The sequence below is a fragment of the Streptomyces sp. E2N166 genome, assembly GCF_003671715.1.
GTDB lineage: Bacteria > Actinomycetota > Actinomycetes > Streptomycetales > Streptomycetaceae > Streptomyces > Streptomyces thinghirensis.
In genome coordinates this window covers 804,502-819,418 of sequence record NZ_RAIF01000032.1, presented here as the reverse complement: position 1 = coordinate 819,418, position 14,917 = coordinate 804,502, and the positions used below count along the sequence as shown (strand labels likewise).

The window sequence follows — 14,917 nt, the reverse complement described above, 5'->3', positions numbered from 1 at the left end:
CTCAGCCGCCTCATCCCCGCGATCGGGCCGGAGCTGGGTTCCATCGAGGCCGGTCTGGTCAAGCGCATGCAGCTGCGTGAGGTACTGGCCGACCCCGCCCTGGCCTCCCGGCTGACGCCGAGCATGTCCCTGATCGAGCAGTTGCTGCGGGACAAGAACAACCTCTCCGGTGTGGCCCTGGCCAACGCCAAGGCGCTCATCCGTCGTTACGTCGACGAGGTCACCGAGGTGCTGCGCACCCAGGTGGAGAAGTCCACGGTCGGCGAGCTCGACCGGTCCGTGCCGCCCAAGCGTGTCTTCCGCAACCTCGACATCGACCGGACCATCTGGAAGAACCTCACCAACTGGAGTTCGGAGGAGGAACGGCTCTACGTCGACCGCCTCTACTACCGGCACACCAGCCGCAAGACGACACCCCAGCGGCTCGTCGTGGTCGTGGACCAGTCGGGTTCCATGGTCGACTCGATGGTCAACTGCACCATCCTGGCCTCCATCTTCGCCGGGCTGCCGAAGGTGGACGTCCACCTGATCGCCTATGACACGCAGGCGTTGGACCTCACTCCCTGGGCGCACGACCCGTTCGAGACGCTGCTGCGCACCAAGCTCGGGGGCGGCACCGACGGCACGGTCGCCATGACCCTCGCCCAGCCGAAGATCTCCGAGCCGCGCAACACCGTCGTGGTGTGGATCTCCGACTTCTACGAGTGGCGTCACCAGGAGCTGTTCGACAGCATGGCCGCCATTCACCGGTCGGGCGCGAAGTTCATCCCGGTCGGCTCGGTGACCAGCTCCGGGCGCGGCAGCGTCAACCCGTGGTTCCGGGAGCGGTTCAAGGACCTCGGCACACCGGTGATCTCCGGTCACATCAAGAAGCTCGTGCACGAACTCAAGACGTTTCTCACCTGATCACCTGACTGCCGAACACGCCCTCCATGCCGTTCATGCCGTCGTGATCACCGTACGGAAAGGCCTTCCCCTCATGTCCGACCTGCTGCGCGCGCCCGCCGAGATCAAGTATGCCGAGGAGCTCGACTGGCTGGAGTCGATCGACGACAGCCCCAAGCCGTTCTCCTGGCGGCTGTCGCCGAAGATGGTCCGTCTGTTCATCCTCGGCTCCGAGCGCTCCGACGGCCTGGACCGCGAGGTCTCGCAGAAGTGGTTCGGCGACCGCAGCTTCGTCGAGCGGTCCATCGTCACCCTCGCCTCCGACCGCGGTCTGCTGCTCATCGGGGACCCGGGCACCGGCAAGAGCTGGCTGGCCGAGCTGCTGTCCGCCGCGATCAGCCGCAACTCCACGCTGGTGGTGCAGGGCACGGCCGGCACCACCGAGGACCACATCAAGTACTCGTGGAACGTGTCCATGGTCATCGCCAAGGGGCAGTCCCGGGAGTCGATGATCCCCTCGCCGATCATGACGGCGATGGAGGCCGGATCCATCGGCCGGTTCGAGGAGCTGACCCGCTCCACGAGTGACGTGCAGGACGCGCTGATCTCCATCCTCTCCGAGAAGTACATCTCCGTGCCCGAGCTGGAGAGCGGCGGCGGGGACGACAACATCGTCTTCGCCAAGCCCGGCTTCTCGATCATCGCCACGGCCAACAGCCGCGACCGGGGTGTCAACGACCTGTCCTCCGCGCTCAAGCGCCGTTTCAACTTCGTCCGCATCCCGGTCGTGACGAACAGGAAGAGCGAGACGGAGATCGTCCGCTTCCGCACCGAGGAACTGCTGCGCCGGCACGCGATCGACCTCGACGTGCCGCCGAACCTGCTCGACGTGCTCCTGCAGAGCTTCGCCGACCTGCGCGCGTCCGCCGCGGCGGCCGGCAGCGACGACGAGAAGCTGGAGTCCGCGCTGTCGACGGCCGAGCAGATCGGCGTGCTGGAGGACGCCGTCCTGCACAGCAACTTCTTCGGTGAGCGCGCCCTTACCGCCCGCACCCTCGCCTCCTCGCTCGTCGGCTCCCTCACCCGCCGCGAGCCCGAGGACCTGGCCATCCTCAACAAGTACCTGCACGGTGTCGTCGAGCCGCGCAGCAGGGAGGAGGGCGGCTCATGGCCCGAGTTCCTGGAGGGCGGCCGCGACGCGATCGCCACGCTGTCGTGAGTACGCCGCAGGAGAGCACGCCGTTCACCGCGCTGCGTGGGCAACTCCAGGAGGCGGCCGCCACGTTCGCCGGCGGGCCCGACGCCTTGGAGGGCATCCTCCTCGGCCTGGTCGACGACGTCGACCGCGCGGTGCGCGAGCCGCTGGAGATCTTCCCCGTCTGTCACCACTCCCCCGCCTCGGCGACCGCGATGGCCCGGCGCCTGCGCGAGAAGCAGCCCAAGGTCGTCTACCTGGAACTGTGCGAGGACATGGCACCGCTCCTGACCGAGCTGCGCAACTGCCGGCTGCCGGTTGCGGTGCAGGCCTTCGCCGGTGACGTCGACGGCTTTCCCGCCGAGTGGGCGCCGCTGTCGGTCGTCGCGCCGATCACCGAGGCGTCCGCCGAGTACCAGGCCATCGCGTACGCGCTGGACACGCCGGGTGTGGAACTGGTCCTGGTCGACCGCTCCTCGGACCACGTCTTCCAGTGGGACAGCAGAGGCGAGCAGACCCGGGAAGCCACGGCGGAGGGCGCCGTCCCCGCGGCCGAGACCGGGACCGAGCCCGAGGCCGGGCTGCACGGGGAGGCCGTCGGTGTCGAGATCGGCGACCTGCGGCCGCGCTTCGCCGAACTGGAGGAGCACCTGCTGCGGCACGGCAAGGTGCGGCACTGGTCCGAGTGGTGGCACCAGTACGTCGAGGTGCCGCTCGGCGACAGCTCCGGCGACCACACCGCCGACCACGACACCTACCGCCAGGTCATGTTCCTCATCGGCAGCCTGTTCCGGCGGCTCGCCCCCGGCGACGGCGCCCGGGTGCGCGTGGACGAGGACCGCGAACGGTACATGTGGACCCGGATGCGCGAGCACCTGAGCGCGACCGGGACCGATCCGGCGGACTGCCTGTATGTCTGCGGGGCCTTCCACGCGGCCAGCCGGGTCGCGGAGTTCGGGGTGGCCGGCACCGACACGTTCACGATCACCCCGCGTTCGGCGACCGCCTGGCAGTACGGGCTGATCCCCTCCAGCCACGCCGCGATCGAGGCGCAGTTCGGCCTCGCCGCGGGGTCCGTGTCGATCGCCTCGACGGAGTGGGCGAAGAGCCTCAAGCGCACGCGGGTGCGGCCTTACCGGCTGGCGGGACAGGCCGGTGGGAAGTCCTCGGCGAGGAAGGAGTCCGCGAAGCATGCCTCGGCGAAGCAGCCTCCCCGGAAGAGCGCCACCGCCCCGCCGCCGGAGCCCGACGACGCCGCGGACCGGCTTTCCGGCTTCCTGCGCCGACCGCCCGTGCTCGACGGGCTGGACGAGGCCGAACTCCTCGGCTGGTCCGTGGACATCGTGCGCGCGGCCCGGCGCAACGGCTACCTCGCCTCCACCGCCGACGCCATCGCGGTCTTCGAGACGTCGATCCTGCTCGCGGGCATGCGGGACCGGGCCAAGCCGACGCCGTACGACTTCCAGGACGCGGCGGTCACCTGCATCGAGAAGGACGCCGTTCCCGGGCGGCGGGACGTGCGGCGCCTCGTCGAGATCATGATGGGCGGCGACCGGATCGGCCAGGTCGGCTACGAGGCGCTGCCGCCACTCGCCCGGGACGTGCACGACCGGCTGGAGCCGCTCGGGCTGAAGCTCCAGCAGCGCGGCGTTCAGCGGGCGCTGCTCGACATGGTCTCCCGGCCGGAACTCCAGGCGTGTTCCGACGTGCTGTGGATGCTGCGGCGGCTGCTGCCGCACGGGGCGGCGCGGCCGATCATGGGTGAGCGGCGGCTCGGTGAGCGTTCGATCCAGGAGTCGTGGGACCTGGCGATCGGCACCCACCAGCGGGCTCTGATCGAGCTCGGCTACGAGGGCGTCAGTATCGAGCAGGTCCTGGAGCAGCGGTTGCGGCGCGACGCGTACGGGCCGCAGGCGACGACGGCGACCGTGCTGGCCGCGGTCGAGGACGCGACGCTGTATCTGCGCAGCCGGCGCCTCGCCGACGAACTCGGCACCCACGCCCTGAAGGTGCTCGCCACGGAACGCAGCGTCGACGGCGCGCCGGAGGTGCTGCGCCGGGTGCGGGCGCTGCTGGCGTACTACCGGACCAGCGAGCCGGTACTGCCTTCGTGGGTCGAGGCGTTCGTCAAGACCGGATACGCGCACTACTGCACGCTGCTGCCGACGGCGTTCCGGGACGAGGAGGCGACGGTCGGGCAGGTCGCGGCGATGCTCGGCTTCCTGTTCAGCATGGAGAGCCTCGCGCTGTCGCTGGGCTGCGACCGTGCGCAGCTGGAGCTGGCGGTCGCCCAGTCGCACCCCGACGATCCGTCGAAGACGGCCCTGCTGTGGGCGGCGCGGGTGCAGCTCGGCACCCTGTCGCGGGCCGAGCTGCGGGCCCGGTGCGACGCGCTGCTGGACAACCCGCTGGTGGTGCCCGCCTACCCGCGCTATCTCAGCGGCTTCGTGCACGCGCTGGAGCCCGTACCGGGGCTGGCGGACGTGGTCGTGGAGGCGGTGTCGAACGCGTTCGGGCGGTTGCCGGACGCGGTGCTGCTGCCGTGGCTGCCCCTGCTGATCACGACCTTGCGGTCCGGTGCCGGGGAACTGGCCCCGCTGCTGATCCGCGAGGCGGGGCGGATCTTCCCGGGCCGGCTCACGGAGCTGGACGCGTGGGTGCCGCCGTGGCGGGCGGCTCCGGCCCTGCCCACGGCCCGCCGGACGGACGGCGAGGAACCCGTCCGCCGGGGTGCCGCTCTGCTGACGGCGCATCCGGCCACCTGTGACGCGGTGGCAAAGCTGTTGGGCTGCGCCGGGGAGTGGGCGCGCCCCGAGGACACGGTCCGGCCGGGGCCGTCGGGTGCCGGGCTGCTGGCCGCGCACCCGGCGACCTGCGACGCGGTGGCCGACCTGATCGGCTGCGACGGAGAGTGGGCCACGAAGGACACTCCCACCACCGTCGGCGCCGTGCTGACGGCTCGCCATCCGGACGCGGCGGCCGCCTGGGAGTCGCTGCTCGCGAGAGCCTGACGGCGAAGGCCGGGGCCCGGGCCGTCCGGGGCCCGGCCAGAGCCCTCGTGGGCCCGCCGGGGACGATCCCCGACAAGCGAGGGCTGCCCAGCGTCGCCCAGGGCCTGCCAGACAACGCCCGAGCAGCTCGAGCCGGCTCGTCGGCCTCCGCCTCCGCGTCGACGCCGGTGCCGGTGCCGGTCCGGTCCGGTCCGGGCTGCCCGCTACCGTCGGGAGCGGGCAGCCCCGCACGCTACCGCGCCGGCGTCGCGGCGACGGCGGTGGTGGGCGCCGGTGCGTAGCCGGTGGGACGGGCGGTGAAGGTTCCGCGGCCCTGGGTGCGGCTGCGCAGCCGCGTCGCGTAGCCGAACAGCTCGGCCAGCGGCACGGTGGCCGAGACGACCGCGGCACCGGCCCGCGTGTCGGAGCCGGTGACCCGGCCGCGCCGCGCGGCGAGGTCGCCGAGCACGCCGCCGACCGCGTCCTCGGGGACGGTGACCGTCACCTCCACGACCGGTTCCAGCAGGACCATCTCCGAGGCGCGCAGGGCGTCGCGGAGACCGAACCGGCCGGCGGTGCGGAAGGCCGTGTCCGAGGAGTCCTTCACGTGGGTCTGGCCGTCGGTGAGCGTGACCCGGAGCCCGGTCACCGGGTGACCGCCCAACGGGCCCTCGGCCAGGGCGTCGCGGCAGCCGGCCTCGACGGCCCGCACGAACTCCTGCGGCACACGCCCGCCGACGACCGCCGAGCGGAACACGAAACCGCCTTCCTCGGCGCCCACCTCCGCGTCCTCCTCCCACGGCTCCACGTCGAGCACGACATGCGCGAACTGCCCCGCCCCGCCGTCCTGCTTGACGTGCCGGTGGACGAAGCCGGTCACACCTTCACCGACCGTCTCGCGGTACGCCACGCCCGGACGGCCCACGGCGACCTCCAGGCCGTGCTCGCGCCGGACGCGCTCCATCGCGACCTCCAGATGGAGTTCACCCATGCCCGACAGGACGGTCTGGCCGGTCTCCGGGTCGGTCCGCACGGCCAGCGAGGGATCCTCCTCGGTCAGCCGGGCCAGCGCCGAAGCCAGCCGGTCGGTGTCCGTGGAGCGCCGGGCCTCCACGGCCACGTGCACGACCGGTTCGGCCACGCCCGGAGGCTCCAGGACGAGCGGGGCGCCCGGCGCGCACAGGGTCGAGCCGGCGCGGGCGGACTTCAGCCCGACCACGGCGACGATGTCCCCGGCGACCGCCCGCTCCAGCGGGTCGTGGCGGTCGGCGCGCACCCGCAGGATGCGGCCGACGCGCTCGGTACGGCGGGTGCCCGCGTCCCACACGGTGTCTCCCTTCTCGATGGTGCCCGAGTACACCCGCAGGTACGTGAGCCGTCCCGTCGGGGTGGCGTTCACCTTGAACGCCAGTGCCGCCATCGGCGCCGCCGGGTCGGCGGGCCGCTCCTGCTCCGTGCCGTCGTGGGTGCCGCGTACCGGAGGTACGTCCAGCGGGGACGGCAGGTAGGAGACGACGGCGTCCAGCAGCGGTTCGACGCCGCGGTCGCGGTAGGCCGAGCCGCACAGCACCACCACGCCGTCGCCGCCGCGGGTCAGGTCGCGCAGCGCGTCGATGAGGGTGGCCGCGGTGAGCGCCTCCCGGTCGCAGAACTCCTCCAGTGCGGCCGGGTGGCGTTCCGCCACCGCCTCTTCCAGCAGTCGCCTCCGGTGCGCCGCCTCCTCGCGCAGGGCGTCCGGCACCGGCCCCTCCTCGGCCGTCTCCGCTCCGTCGGCCCACACCAGGGCGCGCATGCGGACCAGGTCCACGACGCCGGTGAAGCCGTCCTCGGCGCCGATGGGCAGCTGCACGACCAGGGGGGCCGGGTGCAGCCGCTCGCGGATCGAGGTGACGGCCGTGTCGAGGTCGGCGCCCGCGCGGTCCATCTTGTTGACGAACGCGATCCTCGGCACTCCGTGCCGGTCGGCCTGCCGCCACACCGACTCGCTCTGCGGCTCCACACCGGCGACCGCGTCGAAGACGGCGACCGCACCGTCCAGCACGCGCAGGGAGCGCTCGACCTCGTCGGCGAAGTCGACGTGCCCCGGAGTGTCGATCAGGTTGATCCGGTGACCGTCCCAGGAACAGCTGACGGCCGCGGCGAAGATGGTGATGCCGCGATCGCGCTCCTGCGGATCGAAGTCGGTGACAGTGGTGCCGTCGTGGACCTCGCCGCGCTTGTAGGTGGTGCCGGTGGTGTAGAGGATCCGCTCGGTGACGGTGGTCTTGCCGGCGTCGACATGGGCGAGGATGCCCAGGTTGCGGACGGTGGCGAGGGGGTTGGTGTGGTTGCGCACGGCCCGTGGCCTTTCGCTGATCCGTGAAACCGATCTGTGATCAGGGCGGCGCGATTCCCGGGAGGAGGGGCTGAACGGGGCGACGGCCCGCCGTGGTACGGCGGGCGTGAGGGCTGATGCCGGGAGGAACGACCTCCAGGGCTCATGCCGCGTCAGATGCTCGTCGCGGGCTTCCGGTGCCGGCCGCGCAGCGGACACCGGACGGGCGAAGACACCAGGATCACCTCGTGCCGGGACGGGGGAACGACGGCAGCGGTGCTGATACGCACGGCCCGGCTCCCCTCACTCGGTGTCGACGTCGCCGTTGATCTTGACGTCGATGTTGATGTCGATGTGAGTGTAGGGAAGCCGGGCCGGTTGCCGCATCGCCTTTTCGTCAGGCGCCCGCACAACGCGAGATGCCGGCCGGGATCTCTCCCGGCCGGCATCTCGTCTCTGCCTGCTCTTGTGTCCGAGGGGGGACTTGAACCCCCACGCCCGATAAAGGGCACTAGCACCTCAAGCTAGCGCGTCTGCCATTCCGCCACCCGGACCAGGTGTCTGTCGCTGCGCGGGGCGTCCCCGCGGCGACATGGACAACCATACCAAGGTTTCGCAGTGCCTTTCACCTGCGTTTCCTTCCCCCGAGCGGCGGTCCGGGACGGGCGGCCCCACTGCGCCTAGGGTCGCACCATGAGCGACTGGCCGATTACCCAGAGTCCTCCTCCGCGTCGTCGGCCGCGGGCGTTGTCACCGCTCAGGGAGCATCTGCGGGACACGTTCTGGTTCGCGCCCACCGCGGCCATGGTGGGCGTCTTCGTGGTGTGGCTGGTGGCCCAGGAACTCGATGCCGCCCTCGTCCGGTCGCTGCGGGACGAGGGGGACTACGACACACTGGCCGAGCTGCTGAGGTTCGCGGACGACGCGAAGACGGTGGTGTCCGCGGTCGGCTCGGCGATGATGACGTTCATCGGTGTGGTGTTCAGCATCTCGCTGGTCGCCGTGCAGATGGCGAGCGGGCAGTTCACCCCGCGAGTGGTGCGGCTCTTCGTCCGCAGCCGGATCACGAAGGCGACCTTCGCGGTCTTCCTCGCCACCTTCGTCCTGACGCTGCTCGTCCTGACCTCCTACGACAGCGGCGCCGACCCCGACATCGTCACATCGGTCCCCCTGGTGCAGTCGGTGCTCACGCTCGTCATGGTCGCCCTGAGCCTGCTGCTGTTCGTGATGTATGTGAACGCGACGCTGCGGTTGATGCGGGTCAGTCATGTGATCGCCCGGATCGCCGCGGAGTCCTTCCGGGTGGCCGCGCTGATGCCCGTACCGGCGGACGGCCGGGAGGCGCCCGCCCTCGGGTCCGCGACCGCGTGGATCGCCCACGACGGGCAGGCCGGTGTGCTGCGGGACGTGCACATCGCGCGGCTGGTACGGGTGGCGCGCAAGCACGGCGTCGTGCTGCGGATGATCCCGCGGATCGGTGACTTCCTCGTGCCCGGCACCCCCGTCCTGGCGGTGCACGGCGGACAGGCCCCGCCACGCCGGGCACTGCGGTACGCCTTGTCCGTCGGGGTGGAGCGCACCTTCCACCAGGATCTGGCGTTCGGACTCCGCCAGCTCTCCGACATCGCGCTGCGGGCGCTGTCCAGCGCGGTCAACGACCCGACGACCGCCGTGCAGGCCCTGGACCGTGTCGTGCAGATCCTGGCCACCCTGTCCCGGCGGTCGCTGGACGCCGTCGTGCACCGGGACCGGCGCGGGGCGGTCCGGCTGGTGCAGCCCGTACCTGGCTGGACCGAGCTGGTGGATCTCGAGTTCGCCGAGATCCGAGCCTCCGCCGGGGGAGCACCGCAGGTCACACGGCGCATGCTGGCCGGTCTCGACGACCTGCTGCTGCTCGCTCCGCCGGACCGGCGCGAGCCGCTGCTGCGCCACCGCGAGCTGCTGCGGCAGGCCGTCGAGCGGTCCGTGCCGGCCTCGGCGGACCGGGCCTTCGGCCTTCAGCCGGACCGGCAGGGCATCGGCTGACCGTCGGACGCCCCGCGTGCCCGGCTCACGGCCGTCACGGCATGAGGCGGCGGTCCGGGAAGTTCCCGGGCAGCCGCTCCCCCGCCGGGCCCCGCGTGACAGCACGTACCAGCAACTCGCCGCCGACGAAGGCCCCGCGCCATGACGCGCCGTGTCCGCCGAACAGCTCGTCACGGTCGCCGCGGGAGCGTGGCACGCCGTGGCCGACCTTGAACGCGCGGATCTGCGGCGCCAGCCTGTCGTACGTCGCCGGGTCGTCCGTGGACAGCGTGGCCACCAGCGCGCCGTTGGAGGCGTTCATCGCGGCGAGCAGCTCGGCCTCGGTGTCGACCAGGACGATGGTGTCGACCGGGCCGAACGGTTCCGCGTGGTGCAGCGGCGAGGACCGGGGCGGGTCCAGGAGCGTGACCGGCTGGACGTAGGCCGAGGTGTCCTGGCCGGGCAAGAACCGCGCGTCCGCCGTGCTGCCGCGGTGCAGGGGTACGGCGCCGCGCTCGACGGCCTCGGCGACCTGGTCCCGCAGTTCCTCGGCCTTCGACGCGTTGATCACCGGCCCGAAGTCGAGCGTGGGGTACGGGTCCTCCGGTGCCCCGACGGCGAGCGGATGGCCGACGCGCAGGGAGCGGACCGCCGGGAGGTAGGCCGCGAGGAACGCGTCGAACAGCCGGCGCTGGACGACGAAGCGCGGGTAGGCCGTGCAGCGCTGCTTGCCGTAGTCGAAGAGTCTCGGGACCACCGCCGTGAGCGTGTCCCAGTCCGTGAAGTCCCAGATGCCCCAGGTGTTGAGTCCTTCCTGTTCGAGGATGTGCCGCTTGCCCAGGTCGGCGACGGCGGTGGCGACGGCGGCTCCGGTGTCGCGGCCGCCGACGAAGGAGACGCAGCCGATCTCGGGCGCCCGCACCAGCGCGTGGGACAGCTCGCCTCCGCTGCCGCTGACGAGGGTGACGGGGATTCCCTCGCGGGCGGCGAGTGCGCAGGCCAGGGTCAGACAGGCGACGCCGCCGTCGGTCGGGGTCTTGGCGATGACCGCGTTGCCTGCCAGTGCCTGTACCAGGAGTGCGTGAACGAGCACGCTCATCGGGTAGTTCCAGCTCGCGATGTTGGACACCGGACCGTCCAGCGGGGCCCGGCCTTCGGCCATCTCCTCGATGCCGTCGACGTACCACCGCACACCGTCGACGGCCCGGTCGACGTCGGCCTGCGCGAGCCGCCAGGGCTTGCCGATCTCCCAGACGAGCAGCAGCGCGAGCAGTTCGCGGTGCTGGGCGAGGGCGTCGAGGGTGGCCGCGACGCGGGCGCGGCGTTCGGTCAGGGGGACGTGGCGCCAGGCACGGTGCTGGTCGAGGGACGCGCGTACGGCTTCGTGGGCCGTCGCGCCGTCCAGCCGGGGCGGGCCGGTGATCGGGGTGCCGTCGACGGGGCTGGTGGCGGGCAGGACACGGCCGTCCGCCTGCCATCTCGCGTTCCAGAGGTTGAGGACACGGTCGTCCCGGAACGCCTCGGGTGCGACGGCCAGACAGCGCTGCCAGGCGTCGGCCCAGCAGGCGCCGGACTTGAGGACGAGTGCGGACGCGGCGGCTGTCGTCCCCGTGACCGGTGTCGTGTCCGCGGCGGATGTCATACGACGGCTCCGTACCGGGCTTCGCGCCCCAGTGCGGCGGCGACGTGCCGTGCCGTCTCGGCCGGCGTGCTGCCGACCCGCACCCCGGCGGCCTCCAGCGCGTCCCTCTTCGCCTGCGCGGTGCCCGAGGACCCGGACACGATCGCGCCGGCGTGGCCCATGGTCCGTCCCTCGGGCGCCGTGAAGCCGGCGATGTAGCCGACGACCGGCTTGGTGACGTGGTCGCGGATGTAGGCCGCCGCGCGCTCCTCCGCGTCGCCGCCGATCTCGCCGATGAGGACGACCAGTTCGGTGTCGGGGTCGTCCTGGAACGCGGCGAGGCAGTCCGTGTGGCTGGTGCCGACGACCGGGTCGCCGCCGATGCCGACGCAGGTCGAGAAGCCGATGTCGCGGAGCTCGTACATGAGTTGGTAGGTGAGCGTGCCCGATTTGGAGACCAGTCCGATGCGGCCGGACTTGGTGATGTCGGGCGGGATGATGCCCGCGTTGGACTGGCCGGGCGTGATCACGCCGGGACAGTTGGGGCCGATGATCCGGGTGCCCCTGGTCCGGGCGTACGCGGTGAAGGCGACGGAGTCGTGGACCGGGATGCCCTCGGTGATGACGACGGCGAGGCCGATGCCGGCGTCGGCGGCCTCGACGACCGCCGCCTTGGCGAAGGCGGGCGGCACGAACACGACGGTGACGTCCGCGCCGGTGCGCTCGACGCCCTCGCGCACCGATCCGAAGACCGGCACGGCCCGCTCGTCGAACTCCACGGTGCGGCCCGCCTTGCGCGGGTTGACGCCGCCGACCACGTCGGTACCGGCGGCCAGCATGCGGCGGGTGTGCTTCATGCCCTCGGCGCCGGTCATGCCCTGGACGAGGACCTTGCTCTCCTTGGTGAGGTAGATCGCCATGTCGTCCTGTCTCCTTATCCGGCGGTGGATGCCGCGGTGGCGAGTCGGGCGGCACGGCGGGCGGCGCCGTCCATGGTGGTGGCCTGTTCGACGAGCGGGTGCGCGCGTGCGTCGAGAAGGGCTCTGCCCCTGGCGGCGCTGTTGCCGTCGAGACGTACGACGAGCGGTTTGGTCAGCGTGACCTCCTCCAGGGCCCGGACGATGCCGTCGGCGACCGCGTCGCAGGCGGTGATGCCGCCGAAGACGTTGACGAGGACGGACTTCACGGCGGGGTCGGAGAGGACGACCGAGAGTCCGTCGGCCATGACCCGGGCGGAGGCACCGCCGCCGATGTCGAGGAAGTTCGCGGGCCGGGCACCGCAGCCGGCGACCACGTCGAGCGTCGACATCACCAGGCCCGCGCCGTTGCCGATGACGCCCACCGCGCCGTCGAGCCTGACGTAGTTCAAGCCCTTGGCCGCGGCCCGCGCCTCCAGCGGGTCCGCGGACTCCACTCGCTCGCCGCCCCAACGGGACTGGCGGTACAGGGCGTTGTCATCGAGGGTGACCTTGCCGTCGAGAGCCACGATGCCGCCCTGCGCCGTCCGGACGAGCGGGTTGACCTCGACGAGGAGGGCGTCCTCGCGGACCAGTACCTCCCAGAGCCGTACGAGTACGTCGACGGCCTGCGGGGGCAGGCCGGCGGCGTCCGCGATACGTGCCGCCGTGGACGTGGTCACACCCTCGTCCGGGTCGACGGGGATCCGCGCCACGGCCCCGGGGCGCTCGGCCGCGACCTGCTCGATCTCCGTGCCGCCCTCGGCGGAGGCGACCGCGAGGAAGCGACCGGCCGCGCGGTCGAGGACGTAGGAGACGTAGAACTCGCGGTCGACGTCGACCGGTTCGGCGAGCATCACCGTGCCGACGGTGTGCCCCTTGATGCCCATGCCGAGGATCCGGCGTGCCGCGTGTTCGGCGGCGGCCGGGTCGGCGGCGAGCCGCACTCCGCCGGCCTTGCCCCGCCCACCGGTTTTCACCTGCGCCTTGACGACGGCGCGTCCACCGAGGGCGCGGGCGATCCCACGGGCCCGTTCGGGCGAGTCGGTGACCTCGGCCCTCGGCACCACGATGCCGTGTTTCTCGAAGAGTTCCCTTGCCTGGTGTTCGTACAGGTCCATTCCGGCTCCTGACTGAAAGTGCCGCACGCCCCCTGGACACCACCCACTGGATGCGGGATAACAAGCTTCATACAGTATTCGTCGACTGTATGCAATGTACGCGAGAGCGCCCCGACCCCTCGTGAAGGGACAGGACTTCGCCATGCCCGACGACACCCAGGACGTCATATCCGGCGGTCACCTCGTTGCCAAGGCACTCAAGGCCGAGGGGGTCGACCGCATCTACACGCTGTGCGGCGGCCACATCATCGACATCTACGACGGTTGCGTCGACGAGGGCATCGAGGTCGTCGACGTACGCCACGAGCAGGTCGCCGCGCACGCCGCCGACGGTTACGCCCGCGTCACCGGCAAGCCCGGCTGCGCGGTGGTCACCGCGGGACCGGGTACGACCGACGCCGTCACCGGTGTCGCCAACGCCTTCCGCGCCGAGTCGCCGATGCTGCTGATCGGCGGACAGGGCGCGCACACCCAGCACAAGATGGGGTCCCTCCAGGACCTGCCGCACGTCGACATGATGACGCCGATCACCAAGTTCGCGGCGACCGTGCCGGACACCGCGCGGGCCGCCGACATGGTGTCGATGGCGTTCCGCGAGTGCTACCACGGGGCGCCCGGGCCCTCCTTCCTGGAGATCCCGCGCGACGTGCTGGACGCCAAGGTGCCGACCGAGAAGGCGCGGGTCCCGCAGGCCGGGGCCTACCGCGCCTCGACCCGATCCGGCGGCGACCCGGAGGCGGTCGAGCGGCTCGCCGACCTCTTGGTCCACGCGGAGAAGCCGGCCGTCCTGCTCGGCAGCCAGGTGTGGACCACCCGCGCGACCGAAGCGGCCGTCGAACTGGTCCGCGCGCTGAACGTCCCGGCGTACATGAACGGCGCCGGCCGCGGCACCCTGGCGCCCGGCGACCCGCACCACTTCCAGCTGTCGCGCCGCTACGCCTTCTCCAACGCCGACGTCATCGTCATCGTGGGCACGCCCTTCGACTTCCGTATGGGCTACGGCAAGCGGCTCTCCCCGGACGCGACCGTCGTGCAGATCGACCTCGACTACCGCACCGTCGGCAAGAACCGCGACATCGACCTCGGCATCGTCGGCGACGCGGGGCTCGTCCTGAAGTCGGTGACCGAGGCCGCGTCGGGGCGGGTCAACGACGGCGCGTCCAAGCGCAAGGAGTGGCTCGACGAACTGCGCGCGGCCGAGCAGACGGCGCTGGACAAGCGGCTGCCGCAGCTCAGGTCGGACGCCTCCCCCATCCACCCGTACCGGCTGGTCAGCGAGATCAACGACTTCCTCACCGAGGACTCGGTCTACATCGGCGACGGCGGCGACATCGTCACCTTCTCCGGGCAGGTCGTGCAGCCTAAGTCACCGGGCCACTGGATGGACCCGGGCCCGCTGGGCACGCTCGGCGTCGGCGTCCCCTTCGTGCTCGCGGCCAAGCAGGCGCGGCCCGACAAGGAGGTCGTCGCCCTCTTCGGCGACGGCGCCTTCTCGCTCACCGGCTGGGACTTCGAGACCCTCGTCCGCTACGACCTCCCCTTCGTCGGCATCGTCGGCAACAACTCCTCCATGAATCAGATCCGCTACGGCCAGTCCGCCAAGTACGGCAAGGAACGCGAGCGGGTCGGCAACACTCTCGGCGACGTGCCGTACGACCAGTTCGCGCGGATGCTGGGCGGTCACGGCGAGGAGGTCCGCGACCCCGCCGACATCGGCCCCGCGCTGCGCCGGGCCCGCGAGTCCGGCAAACCGTCCCTGGTCAACGTCTGGGTCGACCCGGACGCGTACGCCCCCGGAACCATGAACCAGACGATGTACAAGTGAGGTGAA

At 71.7% G+C, this 14,917-nt stretch carries 9 protein-coding genes and 1 tRNA gene; 5 read left to right on the top strand and 5 right to left on the bottom strand.

Annotated features, from left to right (window positions below; translation table 11 throughout):
• The 3 genes from EBH09_RS30620 to EBH09_RS30610 form a co-directional block, all read left to right on the top strand.
• The coding region (locus EBH09_RS30620) for a VWA domain-containing protein (protein ID WP_121750125.1) at positions 1–906 on the top strand (906 nt) is incomplete at its 5' end.
• Between the two features lie 73 nt (positions 907–979).
• Positions 980–2,104, top strand: coding sequence for an AAA family ATPase (locus EBH09_RS30615; RefSeq protein ID WP_121750124.1), 1,125 nt, complete (start codon positions 980–982; stop codon positions 2,102–2,104).
• Positions 2,053–5,091, top strand: a complete 3,039-nt coding sequence (locus tag EBH09_RS30610) for a DUF5682 family protein (protein WP_238697487.1) — start codon at positions 2,053–2,055, stop codon at positions 5,089–5,091. Before EBH09_RS30615 ends, EBH09_RS30610 begins: the two co-directional genes overlap by 52 nt.
• A 232-nt stretch (positions 5,092–5,323) precedes the next feature.
• Here EBH09_RS30610 and fusA read toward each other — a convergent pair whose 3' ends face one another.
• Both fusA and EBH09_RS30600 read right to left on the bottom strand, forming a co-directional pair.
• Complete coding sequence (gene fusA / locus EBH09_RS30605; RefSeq protein WP_121750122.1) at positions 5,324–7,405, bottom strand: elongation factor G; 2,082 nt, start codon at positions 7,403–7,405, stop codon at positions 5,324–5,326.
• A 448-nt stretch (positions 7,406–7,853) separates the two neighbouring features.
• Positions 7,854–7,938 (bottom strand) — tRNA-Leu (locus EBH09_RS30600).
• A 139-nt stretch (positions 7,939–8,077) separates the two neighbouring features.
• Between EBH09_RS30600 and EBH09_RS30595 the strand changes: the two genes are divergently transcribed.
• The gene (locus EBH09_RS30595) at positions 8,078–9,409 is read left to right on the top strand and encodes a DUF2254 domain-containing protein (RefSeq protein WP_121750121.1); all 1,332 of its coding nucleotides are present in this window, start codon (positions 8,078–8,080) and stop codon (positions 9,407–9,409) included.
• A 34-nt stretch (positions 9,410–9,443) separates the two neighbouring features.
• Here EBH09_RS30595 and EBH09_RS30590 read toward each other — a convergent pair whose 3' ends face one another.
• From EBH09_RS30590 to sucC, 3 genes are read right to left on the bottom strand one after another with little or no spacing between them, the layout of a single operon-like run.
• On the bottom strand, positions 9,444–11,030 hold the full coding sequence (locus EBH09_RS30590) for an aldehyde dehydrogenase family protein (protein WP_121750120.1): 1,587 nt from the start codon (positions 11,028–11,030) through the stop codon (positions 9,444–9,446).
• On the bottom strand, positions 11,027–11,929 hold the full coding sequence (gene sucD / locus EBH09_RS30585) for a succinate--CoA ligase subunit alpha (protein ID WP_121750119.1): 903 nt from the start codon (positions 11,927–11,929) through the stop codon (positions 11,027–11,029). Before sucD ends, EBH09_RS30590 begins: the two co-directional genes overlap by 4 nt.
• A 14-nt stretch (positions 11,930–11,943) precedes the next feature.
• The gene (gene sucC, locus EBH09_RS30580) at positions 11,944–13,086 is read right to left on the bottom strand and encodes an ADP-forming succinate--CoA ligase subunit beta (protein ID WP_121750118.1); all 1,143 of its coding nucleotides are present in this window, start codon (positions 13,084–13,086) and stop codon (positions 11,944–11,946) included.
• Positions 13,087–13,228: 142 nt separating this feature from the next.
• On the opposite strand from sucC, the gene EBH09_RS30575 reads away from it, so the two are divergent.
• On the top strand, positions 13,229–14,911 hold the full coding sequence (locus EBH09_RS30575) for a thiamine pyrophosphate-binding protein (protein ID WP_121751081.1): 1,683 nt from the start codon (positions 13,229–13,231) through the stop codon (positions 14,909–14,911).
• Positions 14,912–14,917 lie beyond the last annotated feature (6 nt).

What these genes read in the sequence shown, in the direction of transcription:
- EBH09_RS30615 (WP_121750124.1), top strand. Translation starts at nt 980, where the DNA reads ATGTCCGACCTGCTGCGCGCGCCCGCCGAGATCAAGTATGCCGAGGAG.
- EBH09_RS30610 (WP_238697487.1), top strand. Translation starts at nt 2,053, where the DNA reads ATGGCCCGAGTTCCTGGAGGGCGGCCGCGACGCGATCGCCACGCTGTC.
- EBH09_RS30595 (WP_121750121.1), top strand. Translation starts at nt 8,078, where the DNA reads ATGAGCGACTGGCCGATTACCCAGAGTCCTCCTCCGCGTCGTCGGCCG.
- EBH09_RS30590 (WP_121750120.1), bottom strand. Translation starts at nt 11,030, where the DNA reads ATGACATCCGCCGCGGACACGACACCGGTCACGGGGACGACAGCCGCC.
- sucD (WP_121750119.1), bottom strand. Translation starts at nt 11,929, where the DNA reads ATGGCGATCTACCTCACCAAGGAGAGCAAGGTCCTCGTCCAGGGCATG.
- sucC (WP_121750118.1), bottom strand. Translation starts at nt 13,086, where the DNA reads ATGGACCTGTACGAACACCAGGCAAGGGAACTCTTCGAGAAACACGGC.
- EBH09_RS30575 (WP_121751081.1), top strand. Translation starts at nt 13,229, where the DNA reads ATGCCCGACGACACCCAGGACGTCATATCCGGCGGTCACCTCGTTGCC.